The following is a 20773-nucleotide window of genomic DNA, read 5'->3' on the forward strand; positions in this document are numbered from 1 at the left end:
GTGGCCAACCGCATCCAGTCCCTGCTCGGCGTCGAGTACCCCGTCGTCCAGGCGCCGATGACCTACATCGCCCGCGCCGAACTCGCCGCCGCGGTGTCGGAGGCAGGCGGGCTCGGCGTGATCGAGACCCTCACTCCCGAGGGGCGTACCGACCTGCAGCGGGTGCGCGATCTCACCGACAAGCCGGTGGCGGCCAACCTCATGATCCAGGGCTGGAAGAAGGACCCGTCGATCGTGGAGGCATTCGCCGAAGCCGGTGTGCGCCATGTCTTCACCTCAGCCGGTGACCCGGCGCTGTTCACTACGCGGTTGCACGACGCCGGCATGACGGTGGTGCATGTTGTCGGATCACTCAAGGGCGCGCAGAAAGCGGCCGACGCCGGTGTCGACGCGCTGGTGGTCGAGGGCGTCGAGGGCGGCGGTTTCAAGTCACTGCTCGGCGCCTCGACGATGGTGCTGCTCCCCCTGGTGGCCGAGAATGTGGACCTGCCGATCATTGCCGCGGGTGGCATGTGCGATGCGCGGTCGGCCGCGGCGTCGCTGGTGTTGGGCGCCGAGGGAGTGCAGATGGGTACCCGGATGCTGGCCAGCCATGAGTCCGCAGTGCACACGAATTTCAAGGATGCGATCGTGGCCGCAAACGACTCCGGGACAGTACTTCTCGATATTCCAGGCAACCCGACCATGCGGGTATTGCGGACCGGGCTGGCGGCCCGCGTTGCGGCACACGATCCCGCCGCCCAGCTGCTGGGAAAGATCACTGAGCTGTACTTCGGCGGCGACATGGACGCCAGTGTCGCCAACACGGGTCAAGTGTCGTCCCGGATTGTCGAACTGTTGCCGGTGGCCGAGATCATTCGCCGGACATGGGACGAAATCGAAGCTGTGCTCAACGAGGCGCGGTCGCGGACCGGATCGTGACCGCGCCGGCTTCGCGACGCGGCACCGCGATCTCCCGAGTGCAGCTGTTCACTGCGCTCGGGGTGATCGCAGTCCCGGCCTTCGGCTGGTTCGCTCGCGATTGGTCCGGGGCGACGACCCTGGTGGTGTACTGGTTCGAGACCGTCGCGATGTGCCTGTTCGTGGTGGCTCGCATCGCTGTGCACCGGCGCTGGACCCCCACGTATGGCCACTTCCGCTATCGGGCGGCTCAAGCCAGCGGCTTGGGCACTTCTTCGTTCTTAGCCGGCTTTGCCACCGTCAGCCTCGCCTTCTGCGCCGCGCACGGGATCTTCCTCGGCGCCATTCTCGCTCTCCTTGCTCACAACGATGCGCCCGCGTTTGCCCTCCTCAAGCTCGATTGGCACAGCGTCGGATGGGGATGTCTGTGCGTATTGCTGTTTCTGGCACTGGATTTCATCCTCGATCTGGTCGATCTGCGCCGCTGGTCCTTCCGAGACGTCGAGCGCACCGCCAATATCGGGCTGGGCCGGATCATGGTCGTCCATCTGACGTTGCTGCTCGGCTTAGCCGGGATCGCCGCAACGGATGCTCCCAGCACGCTGTTCGGGGTATTCGTTGTGCTCAAGACGCTCGCCTCGCTCAGCGCCGTGGTTCCCCAATGGGAGCCGGATCGTCCGCCGCGCTGGCTCAGCACCCTGATGGACAGGATGCCGAACGTGCATCCGGGAGAACGCTTCGAGGATTTCTGGGTCCAGGATCAGGCCCGCGAGCGGGACCGGCAACACCGCAACGAGCAGCCGTGGCGGACGGCCCGGTCGGGACCGGACGAGCGGCCGATTCCGAAGTATCACCCAGGCGTCGAGCAGCCACCGGCAGAGACATGACAAGCAGCGATCAGACGTTGGCACGCCGACTCGGCACCGGCGATGCGGTCGTGATCGGGCTGGGATCGATGATCGGCGCCGGGATCTTCGTCACGCTGGGCCCTGCTGCCCGGGTGGCGGGTGGCGGGCTGTTGATCGGGTTGGCGGTGGCGGCATTGGTGGCCTACTGCAACGCGACGTCTTCGGCGCGGTTGGCGGCCCGCTACCCGGCCTCGGGCGGCAGCTACCTCTACGGGCGAAAACGCCTCGGTGATTTCTGGGGCTACCTGGCGGGATGGGCCTTCGTGGTGGGCAAAACCGCCTCGTGCGCGGCGATGGCGCTGGCGGTCGGGGCGTATGTGTGGCCGGCGCACGCCCATGCGATCGCGGTGGCGGCGGTGCTTGCGGTGACGGCGGTGAACTACACCGGGGTGCAGAAGTCAGCGCGGCTCACGCGCGTGATCGTCGTCTTCGTGATGGTGGTGCTGGGCGCGGTGGTCGGCACATCGTTGTGCGCCGACGGGTCGGCCGTCTCTCGCATCGATCTGACGGACGCCCCGGTGGGTGGTGTGCTGCAGTCGGCGGGGCTGCTGTTTTTCGCTTTCGCTGGATACGCCCGCATCGCCACCCTCGGTGAGGAAGTCCGCGACCCCGCTCGCGTCATCCCCCGTGCGATCCCGCTCGCCTTGGGTATCACGTTGGCGGTCTACGCCGTCGTGGCGGTGGCCGTGATGGCGGCATTGGGGCCGCTGCGCCTGGCGGATTCGGTGGCCCCTTTGGCGGAGGCGGCGCAGGCCGCGGGGGCGAATTGGCTGGTGCCGGTGGTACGTGTGGGCGCGGCGGTCGCGGCGCTGGGTTCGCTGGTGGCGCTGTTGTTGGGGGTGTCTCGCACCACGTTGGCCATGGCACGTGACCGCCACCTGCCGCACGTATTGGCCGCGGTGCACCCGAGATTTCAGGTACCACACCGGGCCGAACTGTTGGTGGGCGTAACAGTAGCGGTGTTGGCGGCCACCGCTGATCTGCGCAGTGCGATCGGCTTCTCGTCCTTTGCCGTGCTGATCTACTACACAATCGCGAACGCATCAGCGTTGACGCTGCGCCCCGAGGAAGGGCGCCCGGCTCCCCCGATCCCGGTTCTGGGAGTGTTGGGGTGCATGGCTTTGGCGTTCGCCCTCCCGCTGGCCTCCACGGTGGCAGGCGCCGCGGTAATCGGTTGCGGCGCCGCGGTTTACGGTCTGCGCCGCGCCTGGAGCGCGTGCCGGCGGCGACGCTCCGCGCCCACGCGATGACAGATCCCGGCCGTAGCTCTACCCGCTCGAAATTCGTCGCGCGATCTCGCCATACCGCTCGAAGCGTTCAGGGTCGCCGAGGGCGTTGTACAAGACCAGGCGAGTCGCCACTCCCCCGTATGTGCTGATCAGATTGTCTGCCAACTCATCCCACGTCGATTCGGTCGCAAAGACGGCTAGGTGCTCGTCGGTGATCTGCGCCGCCATGCCCGCGAAGTCGCCGGCCTTCTGTTTCTCGCGGATACGCGCGGTCGTGCCCTCGAAGCCGGCCTCATCCCAAATGAAGGCGTAGTTCGGCGTGCTCCCGTAGAAGCTCATGCTGGCCCGCACGAGCTCTCGTTCCTTGTGCCGCTCTTCGTCGCTGTCGCCGACGATGGTCATCGCGGGAACGATGATGGCGATGTCAGACGGTGAGCGGCCCGCCTTCGCGGCACCTTCGGCCACCTTCGGCACAACATGACGCGCGAGATAGCCGGGCTCGCCGAGCGGATGGACATGCACGCCGTCAGCCACTTCGCCTGCCATGCGCAGCATCCATGGATTCACCGCTGCGATATCGACTTTGGGATCGGGTGCGTCGATCGGTCCAGGGCTCCACTGTGGGGTGATGAAGTCGAGGTCGTAGAACGGTCCGTGGTGATCCAACGTCCCCGTCCGGAATGCGGCGAAACACGCTTTCACGGCGAGAACGTAGTCGCGCAGACGCGGACCGGGATGTTCGAACGCCGCACCGTAGCGGCGCACCACATGGGTACGGACCTGCGTGCCGAGACCGAGCCGGAATCTTCCGCCGGTGGCCTCCTGCAGTTCCCAGGCTGTTGCCGCCGTGACGAAGGGACTGCGCGGAAAGGCCACCGCGACTCCGGTCGACAACTCGAGACCGGGAGCGGACTGAGATGCGATGGCCGCGTTGAGATATGCCGTGCGAGCGGCTTCGGTGAACAGCAGGCCGGAGAAACCCGCAGCCTGGGTGCGCCGGGCCAATTCGCCGACCTGCCCTAAGTGCTGCGGAATGGTCATGACGTCAACTTGCACGGGGAAATCGTACGCGCAACATCAAGCTGACATGCGGCCTCGAGCCAGGCGAGCTAGCCGGCGATGGCGACCACCGCGGCAGCGGCCGGGTAGATGGTCTCCTCGGCCGTGCGCAGTGACAGTCGCGTCGTCATCGACCTGGGTGCATCGGGCATCCGCACGGCGTCGATGTTGGCTGGGAAAATCGCCGGCATCGGCGTCCACTGTTCCGATCACCTGTAGCGTGACGAGCGTGAATTCCACTCGTTTGCATTCCTTGGTTTCGCTTGCCGCCTGTGCGGCCGCAGTCGTTCTCCCCCTGGCAGGAGCCGGTACGGCGACGGCGGCCCCCTCGTGCCCCACCGCGGCACCGGCGAACGCCGGCGCGCCGGAGTGGACGCTGGACGGGGCGACCGGCAGCGTCGCAGTCACAGGATCCACCGAGGCGGCAGCACCTCGGGTCAACGTGTCGACACCGTTCAGCGTGACCGAGACCCAGGTGCATACGTTGCAGGCCGGCGATGGACCGGTGGTCCCGGGCACGGCCACGGTGTCCGTCTGCTACATGGGCGTCAACGGGCGTGACGGCTCGGTGTTCGACAGCAGCTACAAGCGGGGCGCCCCGGTTGACTTCCCGCTCAACGGAGTCGTGCCCGGATTCCAGAAGGCGATCGCGGGACAGCACGTGGGCTCCACGGTCGGCGTAGCAATGACGTCCGCGGACGGGTATCCCGATGGTCAGCCCAGCGCGGGAATCCGCGCGGGCGACACCCTCGTCTTCGCGATCAAGATCCTCAGCGCCTCAAGCTGATCTCACGTCGTGCGCAACCCGCTCACCGCCGACATCGAGGCTGAACGGGCAGCGCTTGCGGAACCGCTGCTCGCGGCAGGCGCTTCTGCTTCCGCCGGATGCGGTGAGTGGACTGCGCTGGACCTGGCGTCGCATCTGGTAGCCGAGGAACGCCTCGGTGGTCTGACGACCTTCATCGCGCGGTCCCTGGTGGTGCGTGGTGTTTCCTTGGCCCGGCCCGCCGACGTTGGTCGCCACCGCGATTCGCCTTGAGCGCCGCCACGGATTCGCGGCACTGATCGACCGGTTGCGTCGCCCGGTGCCGCGGTCGCTGCTCCGGTCGCGGGTGGCACCGCTGACGTTGTTCGAGTACTGGACTCACCACGACGATCTCACCGGCGCCACCGATGTCACCCATCCGGTGCCGGCAACCCTGAACGAGGTCATTCCCCTGCTGCTGCGCTATCAACTCAAGAAACTGCCCGCCGGCGTCCGGGTGACCGTCAGGACCGAGGATGGCGGACTTCAGTCTTCGGTCGGGCCCGAATCGGGTCCCGAGGTGATCGTCCAGGGGACACCGGCGAACGCGGTGCGGTGGTTGGCTGGGCGACGGGCGCGAGCCGATGTCGCCATCAGGGGCCCCGATGCCCACGTGCAGGCGCTGCGCACGTTCGGGGGCCACGTGTGAGATTGGGCCGCCGCAGGGCAGTTTCTGGACCCGGACACTTCAGGGCATTCAATACCATTGTCCGCCAATTGATTTAATGGCCATTGCCATGGCCCACCACATCCGGTAGCGTGCGCTCATGGCCGATCGAAACCGTCGCTTCCTCCTGCGCGAACGCCCCACCGGCCGCATCGGCCCGGAAACCTTCGAACTCAGCGAGCAGGCGGTCCCGGCTATCGGGGACGGCGAGGCGTTGGTGCGCGTCGACTGGATCTCACTGGACCCGACCAACCGGATCTGGATCAACGACACTCCGTCCTACCTGCCGCCGGTCGGCATCGGCGAGGTCATGCGGGCCGCCGGACTCGGGGAAGTCGTTGCGTCGAACAACCCGAACTATCCGGTTGGTCAGATCGTGCAGGGCTTGACCGGGTGGCAGGATTACGCGGTCGTCTCGGACGCGATGCCGTTGTTCCCGGTCGACGTCGCCGAGGGTGTCTCGCTGAGCGTGTACCTGGGCGCGCTCGGAATGACCGGGCTCACCGCGTGGATCGGGATCCGCGACATCGGCAAGCCGCAGCCGGGTGAGACCGTCGTCGTCTCAGCTGCGGCCGGCGCGGTCGGTTCGGTCGCCGGTCAGCTTGCCAAGGCCCACGGCGCGCGTGTCGTCGGAATTGCCGGCGGGCCGGAGAAGTGTGCACTGCTGACCGATCAGCTCGGCTTCGACGCGGCCGTGGACTACCGCGCCGACGACTGGGCCGCCCAGCTTGCCGCCGCGACCCCCGACGGCATCGATGTCGACTTCGAGAACGTCGGCGGCGACATCATGGATGCGATCTTTGCGCGCGTTAATGTCGGCGCGCGAATCCCGCTGTGCGGGATGATCTCCGGCTACAACTTGAGCGACCCACCGCCCGGGCCGCGCGCATTCGGGAACCTGCTCATCCAGCGCGCAACCCTGCAGGGCTTCATTGTGCTCGATCACTTCCTGCGTGCGCCGGAGGCGAACAGCGAGATCTCCGACCTGATCGTCGCGGGCAAGCTCACGCCGCTCGAGACCGTCGTTGAGGGCTTCGAGCAGCTGCCGACGGCGATCAACATGCTGTTCGACGGGAAGAACGTCGGCAAGCTCGTGGTGAAGACGTCCGGCTAGGTCGTCAGGGGCGACCGTGGCGATGCCGCGCGCGGCAGGGTTCGCCTCGATGGCTGCGGAGATCTCCGCGTTGAAGACCCCACAATCTTCTGTGCTCAACGCACCGGTGCCCGGCTGACCGGCCAAGACGGCGTCGATCCGCCGTCTCGCCGCAAAGAAAAACCTCGACGCAGCGTTTGAGCGGGAATTCACCGGGGAAAACTGCGCTGGACCATTCCGTCGGCGCTGGGGCGCGGTCGAAGCGGTCCTGACGGTGCTGCAACCACGCGACGGGGTGATCCCACCCACGCTGAACTTGAACCATATCGACCCGGAAATCGTATTGGACGTAGTAGCCGGCCAGCCACGGCCCGGCGGCTACCGCTGTGCGATCAGCAATTCGTTCGGGTTCGGCGGCCACAACGTGGCGCTGGCCTTGGGTACCTACGAGAAAGAAGCTGACTTATGCCCAAAGATCTCGAACCGCATTTCGATGACGTGCAAGCCCACTACGACTTGTCCGATGAGTTCTTCCGGCTGTTCTTGGATCCGAGCCAGACCTACAGCTGCGCCTACTTCGAACGCGACGACATGACACTCGAACAGGCCCAGCTCGCCAAAATCGATCTGTCACTGGGCAAGCTGGGCTTGCGGCCGGGGATGACGCTGCTCGACATCGGGTGCGGCTGGGGCGCCACCATGCGCCGCGCCATCGAGAAATACGACGTCCATGTCATCGGTCTGACCCTGAGCAAGAACCAGGCCGTCCATGCCCAGGCGGCCCTGGACGCGATGGACACTTCCCGCCGCCGGCAGGTACTGCTGGAGGGCTGGGAAGGCTTCGACGAACCTGTCGACCGGATCGTCTCCATCGGCGCGTTCGAGCATTTCGGCCACGAGCGCTACGACGACTTCTTCGCCATGGCCTACGAGGTCCTGCCGCCCGAAGGGGTGATGCTGCTGCACACCATCTCCGGATTGACGCTTCCGCAAATGACGGAGCTCGGACTGCCGTTGACCTTCTCAATAGCCCGCTTCATCAAATTCATTGTCACCGAGATCTTCCCGGGCGGGCGGCTACCCACCATCGAAATGGTGCAACAGCACTCTGCGAGCGCGGGGTTCACGCTGACCCGCCGCCAATCCCTGCAGCCGCACTACGCCCGAACCCTCGACTGTTGGTCAGGCGCGTTGGAAGCTCACCGCGAGGAGGCCCTCGCGATCCAGTCCCAGGAGGTCTATGCCCGCTACATGCATTACCTGACCGGCTGCGCCAACGCATTCCGCGACGGCTACATCGACGTCAACCAGTTCACCCTGCAGAAATAGGACTGACCATGACCGAGGCACCGAGCGACACCGGGCGAATGCGGCCGCACTTCGAAGACATTCAGGCCCACTACGATTTGTCCGACGACTTCTTCAGCCTGTTCCAGGACCCGACCCGCACCTACAGCTGCGCCTACTTCGAAGAACCTGGCCTGTCGTTGGAGGACGCGCAGATCGCCAAGATCGACCTCAATCTCGACAAGCTGAACCTGCTGCCCGGGATGACACTGCTCGACATCGGCTGCGGCTGGGGCGCCACCATGAAACGTGCCGTCGAGAAATACGACGTCAACGTCATCGGCCTGACCTTGTCGAGAAACCAGCGCGCCTATACGCAGCAAGTAGTCGACGCCGTGGACTCCGATCGCGACCGCCAGGTATTGCTGCACGGCTGGGAGGAATTCAGTCTCCCGGTCGATCGCATCGTGTCCATCGAGGCGTTCGAGCACTTCGGGCATGAGCGCTACAACGAGTTTTTCGCCAGATGCTTCGACATCCTGCCCGACGACGGCCGGATGGCGATCCAGAGCAGCGTCAGCTACCACCCCTACGACCTGAACGCCCGCGGCAAGAAGATCACCTTCGAAACCGCGCGTTTCATCAAGTTCATGGTCACAGAGATCTTCCCCGGCGGCCGACTGCCCACCACCGACATGATGGTTCAGCACGGCGAGAACGCCGGATTCGTCGTCCCGGAAGCCATCTCGTTGCGGCCGCACTACATCAAGACCCTGCAGATCTGGGGCGACGCCCTCGAAGCCCACAAGGACAAGGCCATCGCGATCCAGTCCGAAGAGGTCTACGCGCGCTACATGAAGTACCTACGGGGCTGCCAGCACTACTTCGCCGACGAGATGCTCGACGTCAGCCTGGTCAGCTATCGCAAACCCACCGCCGGTTGAGGCCGACGACCACACGGTAGCGTGACCCAGATGAATTCCTCCCGTGTGCTTGTCGTGGGGCTCGCCGCCGGTGCCGTGTCGTTGGCGATGACGCTCGCCGGGTGTGGTGGCTCCGACACCGACACATCCTCGACGCAGACGTCCTCGGTCACCGACCTGTTCATGCCGCCCACCGCCGAGACGGTAACCGCCTGCCCCTCGTCGGCCCCGGCTGAGGACGCCGCCGCCGACTGGACCCTGACCGGGGCCACCGGCAGCGTCGCGGTGACGGGCTCCACCGACAGCGCCGCGCCGCGCGTCGCCGTGCAAGCGCCGTTCAAGGTGGCCCAGACCGAGGTCCACACGTTGCACGCCGGCGAAGGGCGGGTCGTCGCCGACAATGCGACGGTATCGGTCTGCTACATGGGCGTTAACGGACGTGACGGGTCGGTGTTCGACAGCAGCTACGAACGAGGCGAACCGGTCGAGTTCGGACTCGACCGGGTCGTGCCGGGCTTCCAGAAAGCCATTGCGGGCCAGAAGGTCGGGTCGACGGTAGCGGTTGCGATGATCCCGGCCGACGGCTATCCCGAAGGGCAGCCGGCCGCCGGCATCCAGCCCGGCGACACGCTCGTCTTCGCGATCAAGATCCTCAACGCGACACGCTGAGCCGCGTCACAGACGCGGCCGAGCCGGGGCATCTCACTGCGGATGTGTGGCCAGGTATTCGCTGACCGGGATCCGTGTGCTCGAGGTATATCCGATCGGCAGCAGCAGATCCCCGGCGGTGGTGCGGTAGTAGGTGTCCCAGCGGTAGTAGCCGGCGAACCCTGCCGGGTCGCCTCCGATGACCGCGGCGTAGTCGTTGACCGCCCGCACGTAGTGGTCGGAATGGTTGTACCCCCAGATCGCCTTGTCCCGATTGGTGGCAAAACCGTTGGCGGCCAACAGTCGACCGGCCGCCATGATGCTGTCCCGCGGTGAGTGGATGTCTCCCCCGTTGCCGTAGGCGGCAAAGGTCGAGGGCAGGAACTGCATCGGGCCCTGCGCGGCGTCATCGCTGACACCGTTGATGCGGCCGAAGCCGGTCTCGACGAAGTTGATCGCCGCCAGGTAGTTCCACGGCACCCCGGATGCGGCCTCGGCGGCGCGGTAGCTGGCCACCAACTCGTTCGCCGGTACCGGTGGCACCACCCGCCAGGGCGGCATGGTGTCTTTCGGGTCGGTGAGCGCCATGAGTTGCCGGCGGGCGTCGATGTTGCGGTCGTAGACCTCGAGCAGCGCCGGCGGGATCTGCGGGCGGGCGATCGCGTCCCACTCGGGGTGCGCGCCCAGGGTGCGGTAGGCGACCTGCTGGCGTCGGGCCGCGGCCGCCAGCACCTGCTCCGGCGACGACGGGTTGCGCAGCGCCTGATCGGCGGAGACCAGATCGGTGGCCAGCGCGCCTGCATCGGCACCCGGCGCCGCGCCGACTGGAGCCCCCGCCGCCATCGCCAAGACGAGGGCCAGCACCGGGGCGAGGACAACGCGCAGTAACCGAACAGCCATACCGATCATCTTCGCCCCTGCGCCGGTCGAAACGTCGCAAGCGGGCCGGCCGGAGCGTTCCCGGCTGACTAGAACACGTTCCGCTCCTACTCGGACGGAAAGTCATACGTGCTGGTCACCATCGTCTGGAGCCAACTACGTGCTGTTACATTGGGGGCCGATCAGCCCATTTCATCGAGGAGACAGCGCGTGACTGCCACCAGTGTGACCACCGACATCATCGTCGTCGGATTCGGCGCAGCCGGTACCTCCGCCGCGATCACGGCGAGCGAACTGGGCGCCGAGGTCATTGCCGTGGATCGCGCCAATGGCGGCGGCGCCACCGCGATCTCCGGAGGCATCATCTACGCCGGAGGCGGGACGTCGGTCCAAAAGGACGCCGGCGTCGAGGACACCCCCGAGCAGATGCTGGACTATCTGCGTCTGGAGGTCGGTGATGCGGTCAGCCCGGAAACGCTGCGGCGGTTCGTCGACACCAGCCCGGAGATGATCGAGTGGTTGCAACGCCACGGAGTGCCGTTCAACGCGGGTCTGTGCCCGTACAAGACCTCGTTTCCGAACAACCGCTACTACCTGTATCACTCGGGTAGCGAGAACGCCGGGGCGTTCCGCGCCCACACTCCACCGGTGCAACGCGGCCACCGGGCCTACGGCCGGGGCACCTCGGGGAAGAAGATCTATGCGCCGCTGGCTGAATCAGCAGGCAAGCTCGGCGTGGACTTCCGGCCGCACACAGGCGTCACCGAGTTGCTGCAGGACTCATCGGGGCGGGTGATCGGGGTGCGGGCCCTGACAATGGGCCAGGCGCCGCGGCGCATCCAGCGGCGTTACGCGCGGCTGGCCGCGGTCTCGTCGAAGCCCGGCGTCTACTACCCGCCACTGCGCGCCGCGATGGATCGTCGGCTGAACAAGTTGGAGCGCCGTTACGCCCGGCCCATCGAGATCATCGCGCGACGCGGGGTGATCATCTGCGCCGGCGGCTTCATCGCCAACACCGAGTGGCGCAAGCGCTACGCACCGGAATTCAACGGCGGGCTGCCGCTGGGCACCAGCGGAGACGATGGCAGCGGTATTGCGCTGGCCCAGAGCGCCGGCGCGGTGACCGACCGGATGGACAACGTCTCGGCGTGGCGGTTCATCACCCCACCGAGCGCGTTCATCTCCTCGATCGTCGTCGATGAGAAGGGCGGCAGGGTGATCGACGAGACCCGCTACGGTGCGGCCCTGGGTCAGGCGTTGGTGAAGGATCACGGCAGCAACGGCTGGATTCTGGCCGATGCCACTCTGATGTCGGAGGCCCGGCGCCAGCTGCTCACCCAGACCCTGTGGTTTCAGCGCGCCCAGGCCGCCGCACTGATGTTGACCGGCGCGGCGCGCGGAAAGACGTTGGCGGAGGTCGCCCGGTCCGCCGGCATCGACCCCGACGGCCTGCAGGCCACCGTCGCCGCGCACAACGACGCGATCGACTCCGGAACCGAGGATCCGGTCGGCAAGCCGGCCGACTTCCGCCGTCGTATCGACCGGGCGCCGTTCACCCTCTTGGACATCTCGGTGCGGCCCAACGTCTTGCTGCCGACCCCGATGCTGACCCTGGGCGGGGTGCGCGTCGCCGAGGACACCGGAGCGGTCGTCGACGCCGACGGCACACCGATTCCCGGGCTCTACAGCGCCGGTCGCACCGCCATCGGCATCGCGTCGCGGTCGTATGTCAGCGGGTTGTCGATCGCCGACTGCGTGTTCGCCGGTCGCCGCGCCGGAGCCAGCGCGGCCGGTCAGCTTCCCGACTGAGCGCTATCGCGGCGTCTCGTCGATCAGGTCCCGAAATCGCCTGGCGGGGTATGTGTTGGCTCCAGCGTCAAGGACCCGGCCGAGCAGGGCGATATCGGACGTCACGACGGTGACGTCTTGCGGCTGCTGGTCGGCGCGCACTATCCGGATGATCTCGTCGTCGGCGGAGTTCGCGCCGGCTCGCGCAGCCGCGGCGATCTCGATCATCTTCGAGCTGATCGGCGGGGACGGCGGCCTTTCGAACACCACGGTGACGCGCCGGTCTTCCGCTGCCGCCCACTGTTCGACCTGTCGGGTCAACCGGAGCATCGCGGCGTGGCGGTCCTTCCACCAGCCGTCCGGGCGAGAACCGATCACGTTCATCGCGTCGACGACCCACCGCATCCTTCCGACGGTACGGTGCAGCCATGAGTCTGCGCCACGACGATGCAGTGGGGGCACCCCCAGCCGCGGAGCGGCGAGGGGGACGCCAGCGATGAGGAGGAGTGGCGCCATGAACACAGTCACCTATGAGTGCAACGACCACGTCGCCACGATCACCCTGAACCGGCCCGAAGCCCGCAACGCCATCAACGGGGCGATGCGCACCGATCTCAACGCGGCCTGGGAGCGGTTCCGTGCCGAGGAGGACGCCTGGGTGGGGATCCTGACCGCCAACGGGGAGGTCTTCTGCGCCGGAGCCGACCTCGCCGATTCCGAAGGCGCAGTGGGCACGTTCGCCGGCACCTTCTGGGAGAAGCCCACCATCAACTCCTTCGAGTCCGGCATGGAGCTTTTCAAGCCGACCATCGCCGCGGTGCACGGCCCGTGCGTCGGCTACGGGCTGACCGGATTGTTGTTCTGCGACTTCGTGATCGCCAGCACCGAGGCGGTGTTCCGCTTCCCCGAGGTCCTGCTCGGAGTGCCGACCATCGTCGGCGCCATCCGGCTACCGCAACGGGTCGGCTGGGCCAACGCGATGGAGCTGCTGTTGACCGGCGAACCGATGACCGCGCAGCGGGCCAAGGACATCGGGCTGGTGTGGAAGGTGGTCGAACCGGCCGACCTGCAGGAGACGGCGCGGTCCTGGGCGCGCACGCTCACCAAGGCCGCTCCCCTGGCCCAGCGTGCCACCAAAGAGGTGGCGTGGCGCAGCGCCGACATGAGCTGGATCGACGCCGTCCGATTCGGCGAGACCATGCGCAAAGTGACCGGGGCGACCGACGACGTCGTCGAGGGACTGCAGTCCTGGCGCCAGAAGCGACCGCCGCGCTGGCAAGGCCGCTGACCTCAGAACGCGGCGGGTACCTGCGCCGCCGGCTCGGGTGCCTCCGGCAGGATCGGCGGGACCGTCGCCGCGGCCGCGACACATAGGTAGGCCACCGTGAAGCAGGCGACCGTGTACCACAGACTTCCCACCGGGTCGCCGTTGGCGGTCAGCCCTCCCACCGCATCGAGGTGGGCCGGCAGCGCCGTCAGCCACAGCACCGCCATGACCGACAGATAACCCGCCGCATAGCGGACCATCAGCGGATTGTCGTGGCGGTCGCCGATGATCAGGTTCAACCGCAGCCGCCGCCACTGCATGACCAGCACCGGCACGGCGACCGCCACGATGACCAGAAGCTCTGCGACATAGGCGATCCCCATCAGCCTGCCGTTGGTGGCGGCACCGAGAAGTGTTGCCGGCAGCGGCAGGATGCCCGTCCCCAGCGATGCCAACACTCCGATGACGATGGTCCGCCACACCACCTGCGGCCCGCTGAATCGCCTTCCCGCGTCGACGTGGCGCCCCACCAGCAGTTGCACGCAGAACGCCAGCGACGCCGGCCACAACGCCGCGAACACCACCACGCTGCCCATCGGCACCGAGGTGAACATCGGCTGGTTCAGCGGGTTGTCCACCGACCACTCCCACCAGCGCAGCTGCGGACCGAGGTGATCGAAGATCTCGTAGAAGGCGTGGTGGACGAAGCCCACGCACACGGCGCCGACGACGACGCCGTAGCGGCGGAACACCCCCAGGATCCGGACGATCTCGAAGGCAACGGTCGCCATCATCGGGTAGATCGCGATGATGTACAGCGGCAGCCGGCCCCACAGGAAAGCGACGCTGAACACGTTGTGCGCGAACATGGTGTCGACATGCTCGGCGATCCCGAACGCGGCCGGGAAGTACAGCGGCGGCTCGATGATCAGCAGGTAGGCGATCGCCCCGAACCACAGCGCGAGGTTGGTGGCATCCCCGTGGCGCCGGAACCGGTTGATCGCGTAGACCAGTGCCAGCACCGCCCCGATGATCACGGTGATCTCCAGCACCGGCAGTGTCGCGTTCTCCAGGTGCAGCGGGTTGCGGAACTCCACCAGCCCGCCGGCCTCCGAACACGAGAAGCCCAGCGACTCGGCGAGACGCTCGAAAGTCGGTGCACACGACATCAGGCGCTCTTCTCCTCGGCGGTGTACCACTTGGTCACGTCGTAGCCCTGGTCGTATCGGGCGAACCACTCCTGCGCCAAGGTGGGGATCTTCTCGTGCGCCGGTTTGTGATTGGGCAGCTGACTGCGCACGATCCCGTTCACGGCGGTGAGCAGCTCACCTTTGGGCAGATGTTTGAAGGCGTCCACTACCGGCCCTTGATCGGCCGGCCAGCCGAACGGAAGGCGTCGTCGCCACGACTGCTTGCCCCGGTAGGTGGTGAACATGGACAGCGCATCGACTTTGCGGTCCTCCAGCGGGATGTGCTTGTTGAATCCCAGGCACGCCACCTTGATCACGCTCATCACGTGTTTGAAGATCGACGGCGCCATCCGCATCCGGTACCACGGATCGTTGATGACGTGGTCGTAGATGATCAACGCGGAGCTGCGGTGCTCGACCTCTTCGACGAAGTGCCACAGGAACAGTGACGCGACCCGGTCGTCCCCCGGGGCGAACAGCGTGTCGTCGTGGTCGAGCATCAGTTTGAAGACCGGGGTGAACGTCGCTTCCAGGTCGGCGGTGTAGGCCAGCCGATAGTCCAATGACTTCTCGGCGGTCATGGCGTCGAACATCGCATTGCACTCGTCGACGGTCTCCTTCAGCGCCGGGTAGGCCTTGAGCAGCGCCCGCGCATGGCCGCGGTGGGCCATCGAATGCTGGCCCTCCTGGCGGACGAAGGCGTCGGCCTCCTCGGCGACCACCGGGTCGGTGATCAGCGGCATGGCCTCGGCGATCATGCTGCCGATCATCTTCTCGAACCCGATGGCCAGAAGCGACACCGCATTGGCCATCGACGAGAACGCCGGGTTGGCCTCGTTCCACAGGAAGGGAACGGGATGTTCGGCGAATGCGAACCGCAACTTGCGCACGATCAGGTCGGTCATGGCCACCTCGACTATCAACATACAAAGGAACGTCTTCGCGTATGATTGTTCGATGCGTCACGGTTGTCAAGAAGAGCACTGATGGCACGCCGACGTGGCTGGGGCGGCAACCCGCCCCACAGCGACGAAGAGGCCGGCCGGCGGATCATCGCCGCGGCCGTCGACCTGGTCGCCGAGACGGGATCGGCGGTGTCGCTCGCCGACGTCGCCAGCTCACTGGGCGTCATCCGACAGACGGTGTATCGCTACTTCCCCACCGCCGACGCCCTGATGCGCGCCGTGGCCATCGCCTCGGTCGACGGCTTCCTCAACCGGCTTACCGAACACGTGCGGGGCATTCATGATCCGGCCGACGCACTCACCGAAGGCACCCTCTACACCCTGGACGCGGTGGCTCACTCCCCCCATCTGGGCGCGATGCTGTCCTCCTCGTCGCCGCACGCCCAGGAGATGGCCTCCGAGGAGGCCCGGGCTTTCGGGATGCGGATGATCGAGCGTTTCGACGTCGACTGGGAATTGCACGGCTACGACGAGGCGAGCCTGCGCGAACTCGTCGAGTTCACCTTGCGGGTCATGCTGTCGTTCGTCGTGGCACCCAACGATCCCGATCGCCCCGCCGACGGCCTGCGCCGGTTTCTGCGGCGCTGGCTGGGCGAAGCCGTCGCGGCCCAGCAGCAACACTCCGTCAACTAGGTCAACCAGCCCTCGGGCACACCCCGGAAGTTCTGTCGGAATATTTTTATACCCCCCGGGGTATATATTGGTCGAAAGACTCCGACAGAGGGAAGCCACAATGCGTGCGACGTTGAAACGGGCCTGGGTGCCTCTGACCGTGGCGTCGGCGGCGGTTGCCGGAACCGTGGCCGTGGTCAACCTGCGCGGCGCATTCGGCTCCGATGAGATCTTCGGCTGGGACGGCAGCGGTTCCCAGGTGATCGAATCGATCAACGAAAAGCAGGTCGTGTACCAGGTTTTCGGACCCGAGGGCGCCACCGGCGGTGTGAGCTACCTCAACGAGCAGACCCAGCCCGAGGGGGCCTCGTTCACCGGATTGCCGTGGAGCTACATGATCACCACCACGAGCCCGGCCGTGATCGGCAACGTGGTGGCTCAGGGCGACGGCGACCGGATCGGCTGCCGGATCACGGTCAACGGTGAGATCAAAGATGAGCAGGTCGCGACCGGGCATCATGCCCAGGTCTTCTGTCTGGTGAAAGCGGCATGAGCGGCCACGGCAACCCCCGCCCGGTGTACATGCGGTTGGTCCGCCGGCTGGCGTGGCCGCTGATCATCGGCTGGCTGCTACTGACCGTGGGCCTCAATGTGCTGGTCCCGCCGATCGAATCGGTCGCCCGCGACCATGCGGTCACGATGTCTCCGCAGGACGCCCCGTCGATGATCGCCGCCAAACACATCGGCAAGACGTTCGACGAATTCGACTCCGACTCCATGGTGATGCTGGTCCTCGAGGGCGACACCGAACTCGGCCCGGATGCGCACCGCTACTACGACGGCCTGGTCGCGAAACTCTCCGCCGATCACGACCACGTCCAGCACATCGCCGACCTGTGGGGCGACCCGATCACCGCGGCCGGTGTGCAGAGCAGCGACGGGCGCGCCGCCTACGCGCAGATCAACACCTCCGGCGACCAGGGCAGCACCCTGGGCAACGAATCGGTCGACGCGGTGCGCACCATCGTCGCCGCGGTGCCACCGCCGGCCGGTGTGCGGGCCTACGTCACCGGACAGGCCGCGCTCACCACCGACATGACCGAAGCCGCCGACAAGAGCATGCTCAAAATGATGGCCGTCACCGGTCTGGTCATCATCGTCATGCTGGCGATCGTCTACCGCTCGGCGGCCACCGTGGCGCTGGCCCTGGTGATGGTCGGCTTCGAGATGGGCACCGCACGAGGCCTCGTCGCGCTACTCGGCGATGCGGGGCTGCTGGGATTCTCGACGTTCGTGGTCGCGATGCTGTCCTCGCTGGCGATCGCCGCCGGGACCGACTACGCCATCTTCCTGATCGGTCGCTACCACGAAGCCCGCAACGCCGGCGAAGACCGCGAAACCGCTTGGTACTCCATGTTCCGCGGCACCTGGCATGTGATCTTGGGCTCGGGACTGACCATCGCCGGGGCCTCCCTGTGCCTGCATTTCGCCCGGCTGTCCTATTTCAAGGCACTTGGCATCCCCTCGGCCCTGGGCCTGCTGGTGGTGATCGCCGGCGCGCTCACCGTCGCTCCGGCCGTTGTCGCGGTCGCCGCCCCCGCCCTCGATCCCAAACGAGTGGAAGGACGCGGCTGGCGGCGCATCGGCACCACCAACGTCCGCTGGCCGGGACCGGTGTTCGTTGCGGCGCTGCTGGTCACGCTGGCCGGCATGCTCGTGCTGCCCACCATGAAGATCAGCTACAACGACCGCCACTACATCCCGGCCGGCCTGCCGGCGAACGTCGGCTACGACGCCGCCGAACGCCATTTCAGCGCCGCGCGGATGAACCCCGACGTGCTGATGGTCGAAGCCGACCACGACCTGCGCAATCCCGCCGACATGATCATCTTGGACCGGATCGCCAAGAACATGTTCCGCTCCCACGGCGTGGAACGGGTGCAGAGCATCACCCGGCCGTTGGGCAGCCCCATCGACCACACCTCGATTCCCTTCCAGCTCAGCATGCAGGCCGTCCCGATCACCGAGAATCTGCAGTTCATGACCGATCGGATGTCGGACATGATCAGGATGAGCGACGACCTCGGCGCCACCATCGACTCCATGGTGCGGCTGCGGGACCTGGTCGGCCACATGGACGCCACCACCGCCAAGATGACCGCCGACATGGTGACAATCCAGCAGACCGTCGACGAGATCCGGGACCACATCGCCGATTTCGACGATGTCGCCCGGCCGGTCCGCAACTACTTCTACTGGGAGCAGCACTGCGCGAGCATCCCGGTCTGCCATGCCGTCCGGTCGGTCTTCGACGCCTACGACGGGATGGACAAGTTCAGCGAGAACATGCAGCCACTACTGGCCGACATGGCCGAGATGAACGCGGTGATGCCGCAGCTCGTCGGGCAGTTCGACCCGATGATCGCAGTCGCGCAGTCCATGCGGGGCAGCCTGCTCTCGATGCATGCGAGTTTCTCGGGACTGATCAACCAGATGGCGCGGATGACCGACACCGCCGCCGAGATGGGCCGGGCGTTCGATGCCTCCAAGGCCGACGACTACTTCTACCTGCCGCCGGAGGCGTTCGACAATCCGGATTTCCAAAAAGGCCTGAAGTTGTTCTTGTCCCCGGACGGCACCGCGGCGCGTTTCATCGTCACCTACGACGCGGATCCGGCTACGCCCAAAGGGATTTCCTTCGTCGAACCGATGCTGACCGCCGCACACGACGCGGTGAAGGGCACGCCGCTGACCGGCGCCACGTTCTATCTCACCGGAACGGCGGCGGTGTACCACGACATCCAGACCGGGTCGCGCTACGACATTCTGATCGTCGGGGTGGCGGCGGTGACGCTGATCTTCATCGTGATGCTGTTGATCACCAGGGCACTGGTGGCCTCGGCGGTGATCGTCGGGACCGTGCTGTTGTCGCTGGGCGCGGCGTTCGGGCTGACGGTGCTGGTCTGGCAGCACCTCCTCGGGCTGGAACTGAACTGGATCGCGCCGGTCTTCGGCGTGATCATCTTGCTGGCGGTGGGATCCGACTACAACCTGCTGCTGGTCTCGCGATTCCAGGAGGAGATCGGTGCCGGGATCAAGACCGGGATCATCCGGTCGATCGGAGGGACCGGGTCGGTGGTCACCGCGGCGGGCCTGGTGTTCGCGTTCACCATGATGTCGATGGCCGCCAGCGACCTGTACTCGATTGGACAGGCCGGCTCCACGATCGGGCTCGGTCTGCTGTTCGACACGCTGATCGTGCGCTCGTTCCTGACCCCCGCGATAGCCGCGCTGCTCGGCCGGTGGTTCTGGTGGCCGCAACGGGTGCGGCTCACCCCACACCCCCGCCCGGCTACTACCCCGCTGCCGGTGACCGCGGGATCACGGTAGGACGAAAGTCGTATTGGGTGGCGGTAGCGCCGAAGCCGTTGCGTGCAGCCAGATTCCCGATCGGCACCATCGGCGGCAGCCCCGACCCGTGTCCCATCCCGGCTGCCGGGCCCGCCACCGGACCGGTGACCGGCAGTGCCGCGGCGGCTGGGCCGGCGGCCGCACCCATACCGGTCCATGCCGGCGGCACCGACAGCGCTCCGATCGAGGCGGCTCGGCCCAGGCCTGCCGTTGCCGCCTGCCCGCCGGTGAAGCCGGTCAGCGTCACCACGCCGGTCCCCGACGTCAGCGCGCCGGCCGCTGCGACCGGCGCCGCGGCCCCCTTGGCTCCGTTGGCACCCCCCATGAGCATCCGCATCAGCATGCTCATCGGCATCATCGCCATGCGCAACGGCATGCTCAGCGAGCTGAGGCTGGACAGCGATGACGCGGAGGCACCCGAGGACGTCTCGGTGGCCGGTGCCGCCAGGCTCTGCAGGGCCGCCGGGGTTGTCGAGATCAGCTGCGGCCCTTGCGTCATCAATGTCTCGGTGTCGGCGCCCGTGGTGGCGGCGGCGGAGTGAGCGACCGAAACGGCCTGGCTGGTCTGACCGGACGGGTCGGTGGTCTGCGGCGGAGAGTTGAACGGCGTGACCTGGGTGGCCGCCGCTGACGCCCCGGCATAGCCATACATCGCCGCGGCGTCTTGAGCCCACATCTGCAGGTACTCCGCCTCGGTGGCCGCGATCGCCGCGGTGTTCTGCCCCAGGAGATTAGTCGCGATCAGCGTCGCCTGAAGGCTGCGATTGGCCGCGATCAGCGAGGGTGGAACCGTTGCCGCGAACGCGGTTTCGTAAGCCCCGACAGCCGCGGACAATTGGGTGGCCGCGTGCTGCGCCTGCGCACCGGTGGTGCTGAGCCAGGTGATGTACGGGCCGGCTGCGGCCGCCATGGCCACCGACGACGGTCCGACCCAGGTTCCACTGGTCAGGCCCGCGATCACCGAGCTGTAGGACGCGGCTGCCGAGTTCAGCTCGCCGGCCAGGTCCTGCCAGGCTGTGGCAGAGGCCAGCAGCGAACCAGGCCCCGCCCCGGCATACATCCGCGCCGAATTGATCTCCGGCGGCAAGGCTCCGAAATCCATTTAGGAAGGCTAGCTAGCTAATTTTGGTGCCCGGCATGTC

General features: G+C 66.7%; 22 protein-coding genes and 1 pseudogene. 16 read left to right on the forward strand and 7 right to left on the reverse strand.

Annotation, left to right across the window (positions count from 1 at the left end; translation table 11 throughout):
- The 3 genes from ACZYY4_RS10130 to ACZYY4_RS10140 are packed head-to-tail and all read left to right on the forward strand — an operon-like array spanning position 1 to position 3058.
- Complete coding sequence (locus tag ACZYY4_RS10130) at positions 1-921, forward strand: NAD(P)H-dependent flavin oxidoreductase (RefSeq protein WP_463809838.1); 921 nt, start codon at positions 1-3, stop codon at positions 919-921.
- The gene (locus tag ACZYY4_RS10135) at positions 867-1787 is read left to right on the forward strand and encodes a DUF6498-containing protein (RefSeq protein ID WP_463809839.1); all 921 of its coding nucleotides are present in this window, start codon (positions 867-869) and stop codon (positions 1785-1787) included. The genes ACZYY4_RS10130 and ACZYY4_RS10135 overlap by 55 nt, the downstream gene beginning before the upstream one ends.
- Entirely contained in the window at positions 1784-3058 is a 1275-nt protein-coding gene (locus ACZYY4_RS10140; RefSeq protein ID WP_463809840.1) for an APC family permease, read from the forward strand. The genes ACZYY4_RS10135 and ACZYY4_RS10140 overlap by 4 nt, the downstream gene beginning before the upstream one ends.
- Positions 3059-3076: 18 nt before the next feature.
- Here ACZYY4_RS10140 and ACZYY4_RS10145 read toward each other — a convergent pair whose 3' ends face one another.
- Together ACZYY4_RS10145 and ACZYY4_RS10150 are read right to left on the reverse strand one after the other, a co-directional pair.
- The gene (locus tag ACZYY4_RS10145; protein WP_463809841.1) at positions 3077-4093 is read right to left on the reverse strand and encodes a TIGR03617 family F420-dependent LLM class oxidoreductase; all 1017 of its coding nucleotides are present in this window, start codon (positions 4091-4093) and stop codon (positions 3077-3079) included.
- A gap of 53 nt (positions 4094-4146) precedes the next feature.
- Entirely contained in the window at positions 4147-4287 is a 141-nt protein-coding gene (locus tag ACZYY4_RS10150; protein ID WP_463809842.1) for a hypothetical protein, read from the reverse strand.
- Positions 4288-4316: 29 nt separating this feature from the next.
- Here ACZYY4_RS10150 and ACZYY4_RS10155 point away from each other — a divergent pair, with 29 nt between their 5' ends.
- The 8 genes and pseudogenes from ACZYY4_RS10155 (at position 4317) to ACZYY4_RS10190 (ending at position 9540) form a co-directional block, all read left to right on the forward strand.
- Positions 4317-4883 carry an FKBP-type peptidyl-prolyl cis-trans isomerase gene (locus ACZYY4_RS10155; protein ID WP_463809843.1) on the forward strand — a complete coding sequence of 189 codons (567 nt, stop codon included), beginning with the start codon at positions 4317-4319 and terminating at the stop codon, positions 4881-4883.
- A gap of 9 nt (positions 4884-4892) precedes the next feature.
- Complete coding sequence (locus ACZYY4_RS10160; RefSeq protein ID WP_463809844.1) at positions 4893-5135, forward strand: hypothetical protein; 243 nt, start codon at positions 4893-4895, stop codon at positions 5133-5135.
- Positions 5083-5550 carry a DinB family protein gene (locus tag ACZYY4_RS10165; protein WP_463809845.1) on the forward strand — a complete coding sequence of 156 codons (468 nt, stop codon included), beginning with the start codon at positions 5083-5085 and terminating at the stop codon, positions 5548-5550. The genes ACZYY4_RS10160 and ACZYY4_RS10165 overlap by 53 nt, the downstream gene beginning before the upstream one ends.
- Positions 5551-5668: 118 nt before the next feature.
- On the forward strand, positions 5669-6682 hold the full coding sequence (locus ACZYY4_RS10170) for an NADP-dependent oxidoreductase (protein WP_463809846.1): 1014 nt from the start codon (positions 5669-5671) through the stop codon (positions 6680-6682).
- A 197-nt stretch (positions 6683-6879) separates the two neighbouring features.
- Positions 6880-7109: pseudogene (locus tag ACZYY4_RS10175) on the forward strand (beta-ketoacyl-ACP synthase); the annotation flags it as partial.
- 17 nt (positions 7110-7126) lie between these two features.
- Positions 7127-7990 carry a cyclopropane mycolic acid synthase family methyltransferase gene (locus ACZYY4_RS10180; RefSeq protein ID WP_463809847.1) on the forward strand — a complete coding sequence of 288 codons (864 nt, stop codon included), beginning with the start codon at positions 7127-7129 and terminating at the stop codon, positions 7988-7990.
- Between the two features lie 8 nt (positions 7991-7998).
- The gene (locus ACZYY4_RS10185) at positions 7999-8892 is read left to right on the forward strand and encodes a cyclopropane mycolic acid synthase family methyltransferase (protein ID WP_463809848.1); all 894 of its coding nucleotides are present in this window, start codon (positions 7999-8001) and stop codon (positions 8890-8892) included.
- A gap of 30 nt (positions 8893-8922) precedes the next feature.
- Complete coding sequence (locus ACZYY4_RS10190; protein WP_463809849.1) at positions 8923-9540, forward strand: FKBP-type peptidyl-prolyl cis-trans isomerase; 618 nt, start codon at positions 8923-8925, stop codon at positions 9538-9540.
- Positions 9541-9573: 33 nt separating this feature from the next.
- On the opposite strand, the gene ACZYY4_RS10195 is transcribed toward ACZYY4_RS10190, so the two are convergent.
- Positions 9574-10419 carry a lytic transglycosylase domain-containing protein gene (locus ACZYY4_RS10195; protein WP_463809850.1) on the reverse strand — a complete coding sequence of 282 codons (846 nt, stop codon included), beginning with the start codon at positions 10417-10419 and terminating at the stop codon, positions 9574-9576.
- A 168-nt stretch (positions 10420-10587) separates the two neighbouring features.
- On the opposite strand from ACZYY4_RS10195, the gene ACZYY4_RS10200 reads away from it, so the two are divergent.
- Complete coding sequence (locus ACZYY4_RS10200) at positions 10588-12207, forward strand: FAD-binding protein (RefSeq protein ID WP_463809984.1); 1620 nt, start codon at positions 10588-10590, stop codon at positions 12205-12207.
- A 3-nt stretch (positions 12208-12210) separates the two neighbouring features.
- Here the strand turns inward: ACZYY4_RS10200 and ACZYY4_RS10205 are convergent, their stop codons facing one another.
- Positions 12211-12591, reverse strand: coding sequence for an NYN domain-containing protein (locus ACZYY4_RS10205; protein WP_463809851.1), 381 nt, complete (start codon positions 12589-12591; stop codon positions 12211-12213).
- A 109-nt stretch (positions 12592-12700) separates the two neighbouring features.
- Here ACZYY4_RS10205 and ACZYY4_RS10210 point away from each other — a divergent pair, with 109 nt between their 5' ends.
- Positions 12701-13474 (forward strand): enoyl-CoA hydratase/isomerase family protein, encoded by a 774-nt coding sequence (locus ACZYY4_RS10210; protein WP_463809852.1) that lies wholly within the window; start codon positions 12701-12703, stop codon positions 13472-13474.
- Between the two features lie 2 nt (positions 13475-13476).
- Here ACZYY4_RS10210 and ACZYY4_RS10215 read toward each other — a convergent pair whose 3' ends face one another.
- Together ACZYY4_RS10215 and ACZYY4_RS10220 are read right to left on the reverse strand one after the other, a co-directional pair.
- Positions 13477-14622, reverse strand: a complete 1146-nt coding sequence (locus tag ACZYY4_RS10215) for a DUF7802 domain-containing protein (protein WP_463809853.1) — start codon at positions 14620-14622, stop codon at positions 13477-13479.
- Positions 14622-15548, reverse strand: a complete 927-nt coding sequence (locus ACZYY4_RS10220) for a metal-dependent hydrolase (RefSeq protein ID WP_463809985.1) — start codon at positions 15546-15548, stop codon at positions 14622-14624. The genes ACZYY4_RS10215 and ACZYY4_RS10220 overlap by 1 nt, the downstream gene beginning before the upstream one ends.
- An 81-nt stretch (positions 15549-15629) precedes the next feature.
- Here ACZYY4_RS10220 and ACZYY4_RS10225 point away from each other — a divergent pair, with 81 nt between their 5' ends.
- The 3 genes from ACZYY4_RS10225 (at position 15630) to ACZYY4_RS10235 (ending at position 19610) form a co-directional block, all read left to right on the forward strand.
- On the forward strand, positions 15630-16241 hold the full coding sequence (locus ACZYY4_RS10225; RefSeq protein WP_463809854.1) for a TetR/AcrR family transcriptional regulator: 612 nt from the start codon (positions 15630-15632) through the stop codon (positions 16239-16241).
- Between the two features lie 100 nt (positions 16242-16341).
- The gene (locus ACZYY4_RS10230) at positions 16342-16773 is read left to right on the forward strand and encodes an MmpS family transport accessory protein (protein ID WP_463809855.1); all 432 of its coding nucleotides are present in this window, start codon (positions 16342-16344) and stop codon (positions 16771-16773) included.
- Positions 16770-19610 (forward strand): MMPL/RND family transporter, encoded by a 2841-nt coding sequence (locus ACZYY4_RS10235; protein WP_463809856.1) that lies wholly within the window; start codon positions 16770-16772, stop codon positions 19608-19610. Before ACZYY4_RS10230 ends, ACZYY4_RS10235 begins: the two co-directional genes overlap by 4 nt.
- On the opposite strand, the gene ACZYY4_RS10240 is transcribed toward ACZYY4_RS10235, so the two are convergent.
- The gene (locus ACZYY4_RS10240; protein ID WP_463809857.1) at positions 19576-20733 is read right to left on the reverse strand and encodes a PPE family protein; all 1158 of its coding nucleotides are present in this window, start codon (positions 20731-20733) and stop codon (positions 19576-19578) included. The genes ACZYY4_RS10235 and ACZYY4_RS10240 overlap by 35 nt on opposite strands.
- Positions 20734-20773: the final 40 nt, after the last annotated feature.

Source organism: Mycobacterium sp. IDUB_21, assembly GCF_055419425.1.

Coding starts and splice junctions, on each gene's coding strand:
- ACZYY4_RS10240 (WP_463809857.1), bottom strand. CDS start 20,733: ATGGATTTCGGAGCCTTGCCGCCGGAGATCAATTCGGCGCGGATGTAT.
- ACZYY4_RS10150 (WP_463809842.1), bottom strand. CDS start 4,287: ATGCCGGCGATTTTCCCAGCCAACATCGACGCCGTGCGGATGCCCGAT.
- ACZYY4_RS10180 (WP_463809847.1), top strand. CDS start 7,127: ATGCCCAAAGATCTCGAACCGCATTTCGATGACGTGCAAGCCCACTAC.
- ACZYY4_RS10215 (WP_463809853.1), bottom strand. CDS start 14,622: ATGTCGTGTGCACCGACTTTCGAGCGTCTCGCCGAGTCGCTGGGCTTC.
- ACZYY4_RS10140 (WP_463809840.1), top strand. CDS start 1,784: ATGACAAGCAGCGATCAGACGTTGGCACGCCGACTCGGCACCGGCGAT.
- ACZYY4_RS10190 (WP_463809849.1), top strand. CDS start 8,923: ATGAATTCCTCCCGTGTGCTTGTCGTGGGGCTCGCCGCCGGTGCCGTG.
- ACZYY4_RS10205 (WP_463809851.1), bottom strand. CDS start 12,591: ATGCGGTGGGTCGTCGACGCGATGAACGTGATCGGTTCTCGCCCGGAC.
- ACZYY4_RS10195 (WP_463809850.1), bottom strand. CDS start 10,419: ATGGCTGTTCGGTTACTGCGCGTTGTCCTCGCCCCGGTGCTGGCCCTC.
- ACZYY4_RS10230 (WP_463809855.1), top strand. CDS start 16,342: ATGCGTGCGACGTTGAAACGGGCCTGGGTGCCTCTGACCGTGGCGTCG.
- ACZYY4_RS10225 (WP_463809854.1), top strand. CDS start 15,630: ATGGCACGCCGACGTGGCTGGGGCGGCAACCCGCCCCACAGCGACGAA.
- ACZYY4_RS10220 (WP_463809985.1), bottom strand. CDS start 15,548: ATGACCGACCTGATCGTGCGCAAGTTGCGGTTCGCATTCGCCGAACAT.
- ACZYY4_RS10235 (WP_463809856.1), top strand. CDS start 16,770: ATGAGCGGCCACGGCAACCCCCGCCCGGTGTACATGCGGTTGGTCCGC.
- ACZYY4_RS10135 (WP_463809839.1), top strand. CDS start 867: ATGGGACGAAATCGAAGCTGTGCTCAACGAGGCGCGGTCGCGGACCGG.
- ACZYY4_RS10185 (WP_463809848.1), top strand. CDS start 7,999: ATGACCGAGGCACCGAGCGACACCGGGCGAATGCGGCCGCACTTCGAA.
- ACZYY4_RS10170 (WP_463809846.1), top strand. CDS start 5,669: ATGGCCGATCGAAACCGTCGCTTCCTCCTGCGCGAACGCCCCACCGGC.
- ACZYY4_RS10210 (WP_463809852.1), top strand. CDS start 12,701: ATGAACACAGTCACCTATGAGTGCAACGACCACGTCGCCACGATCACC.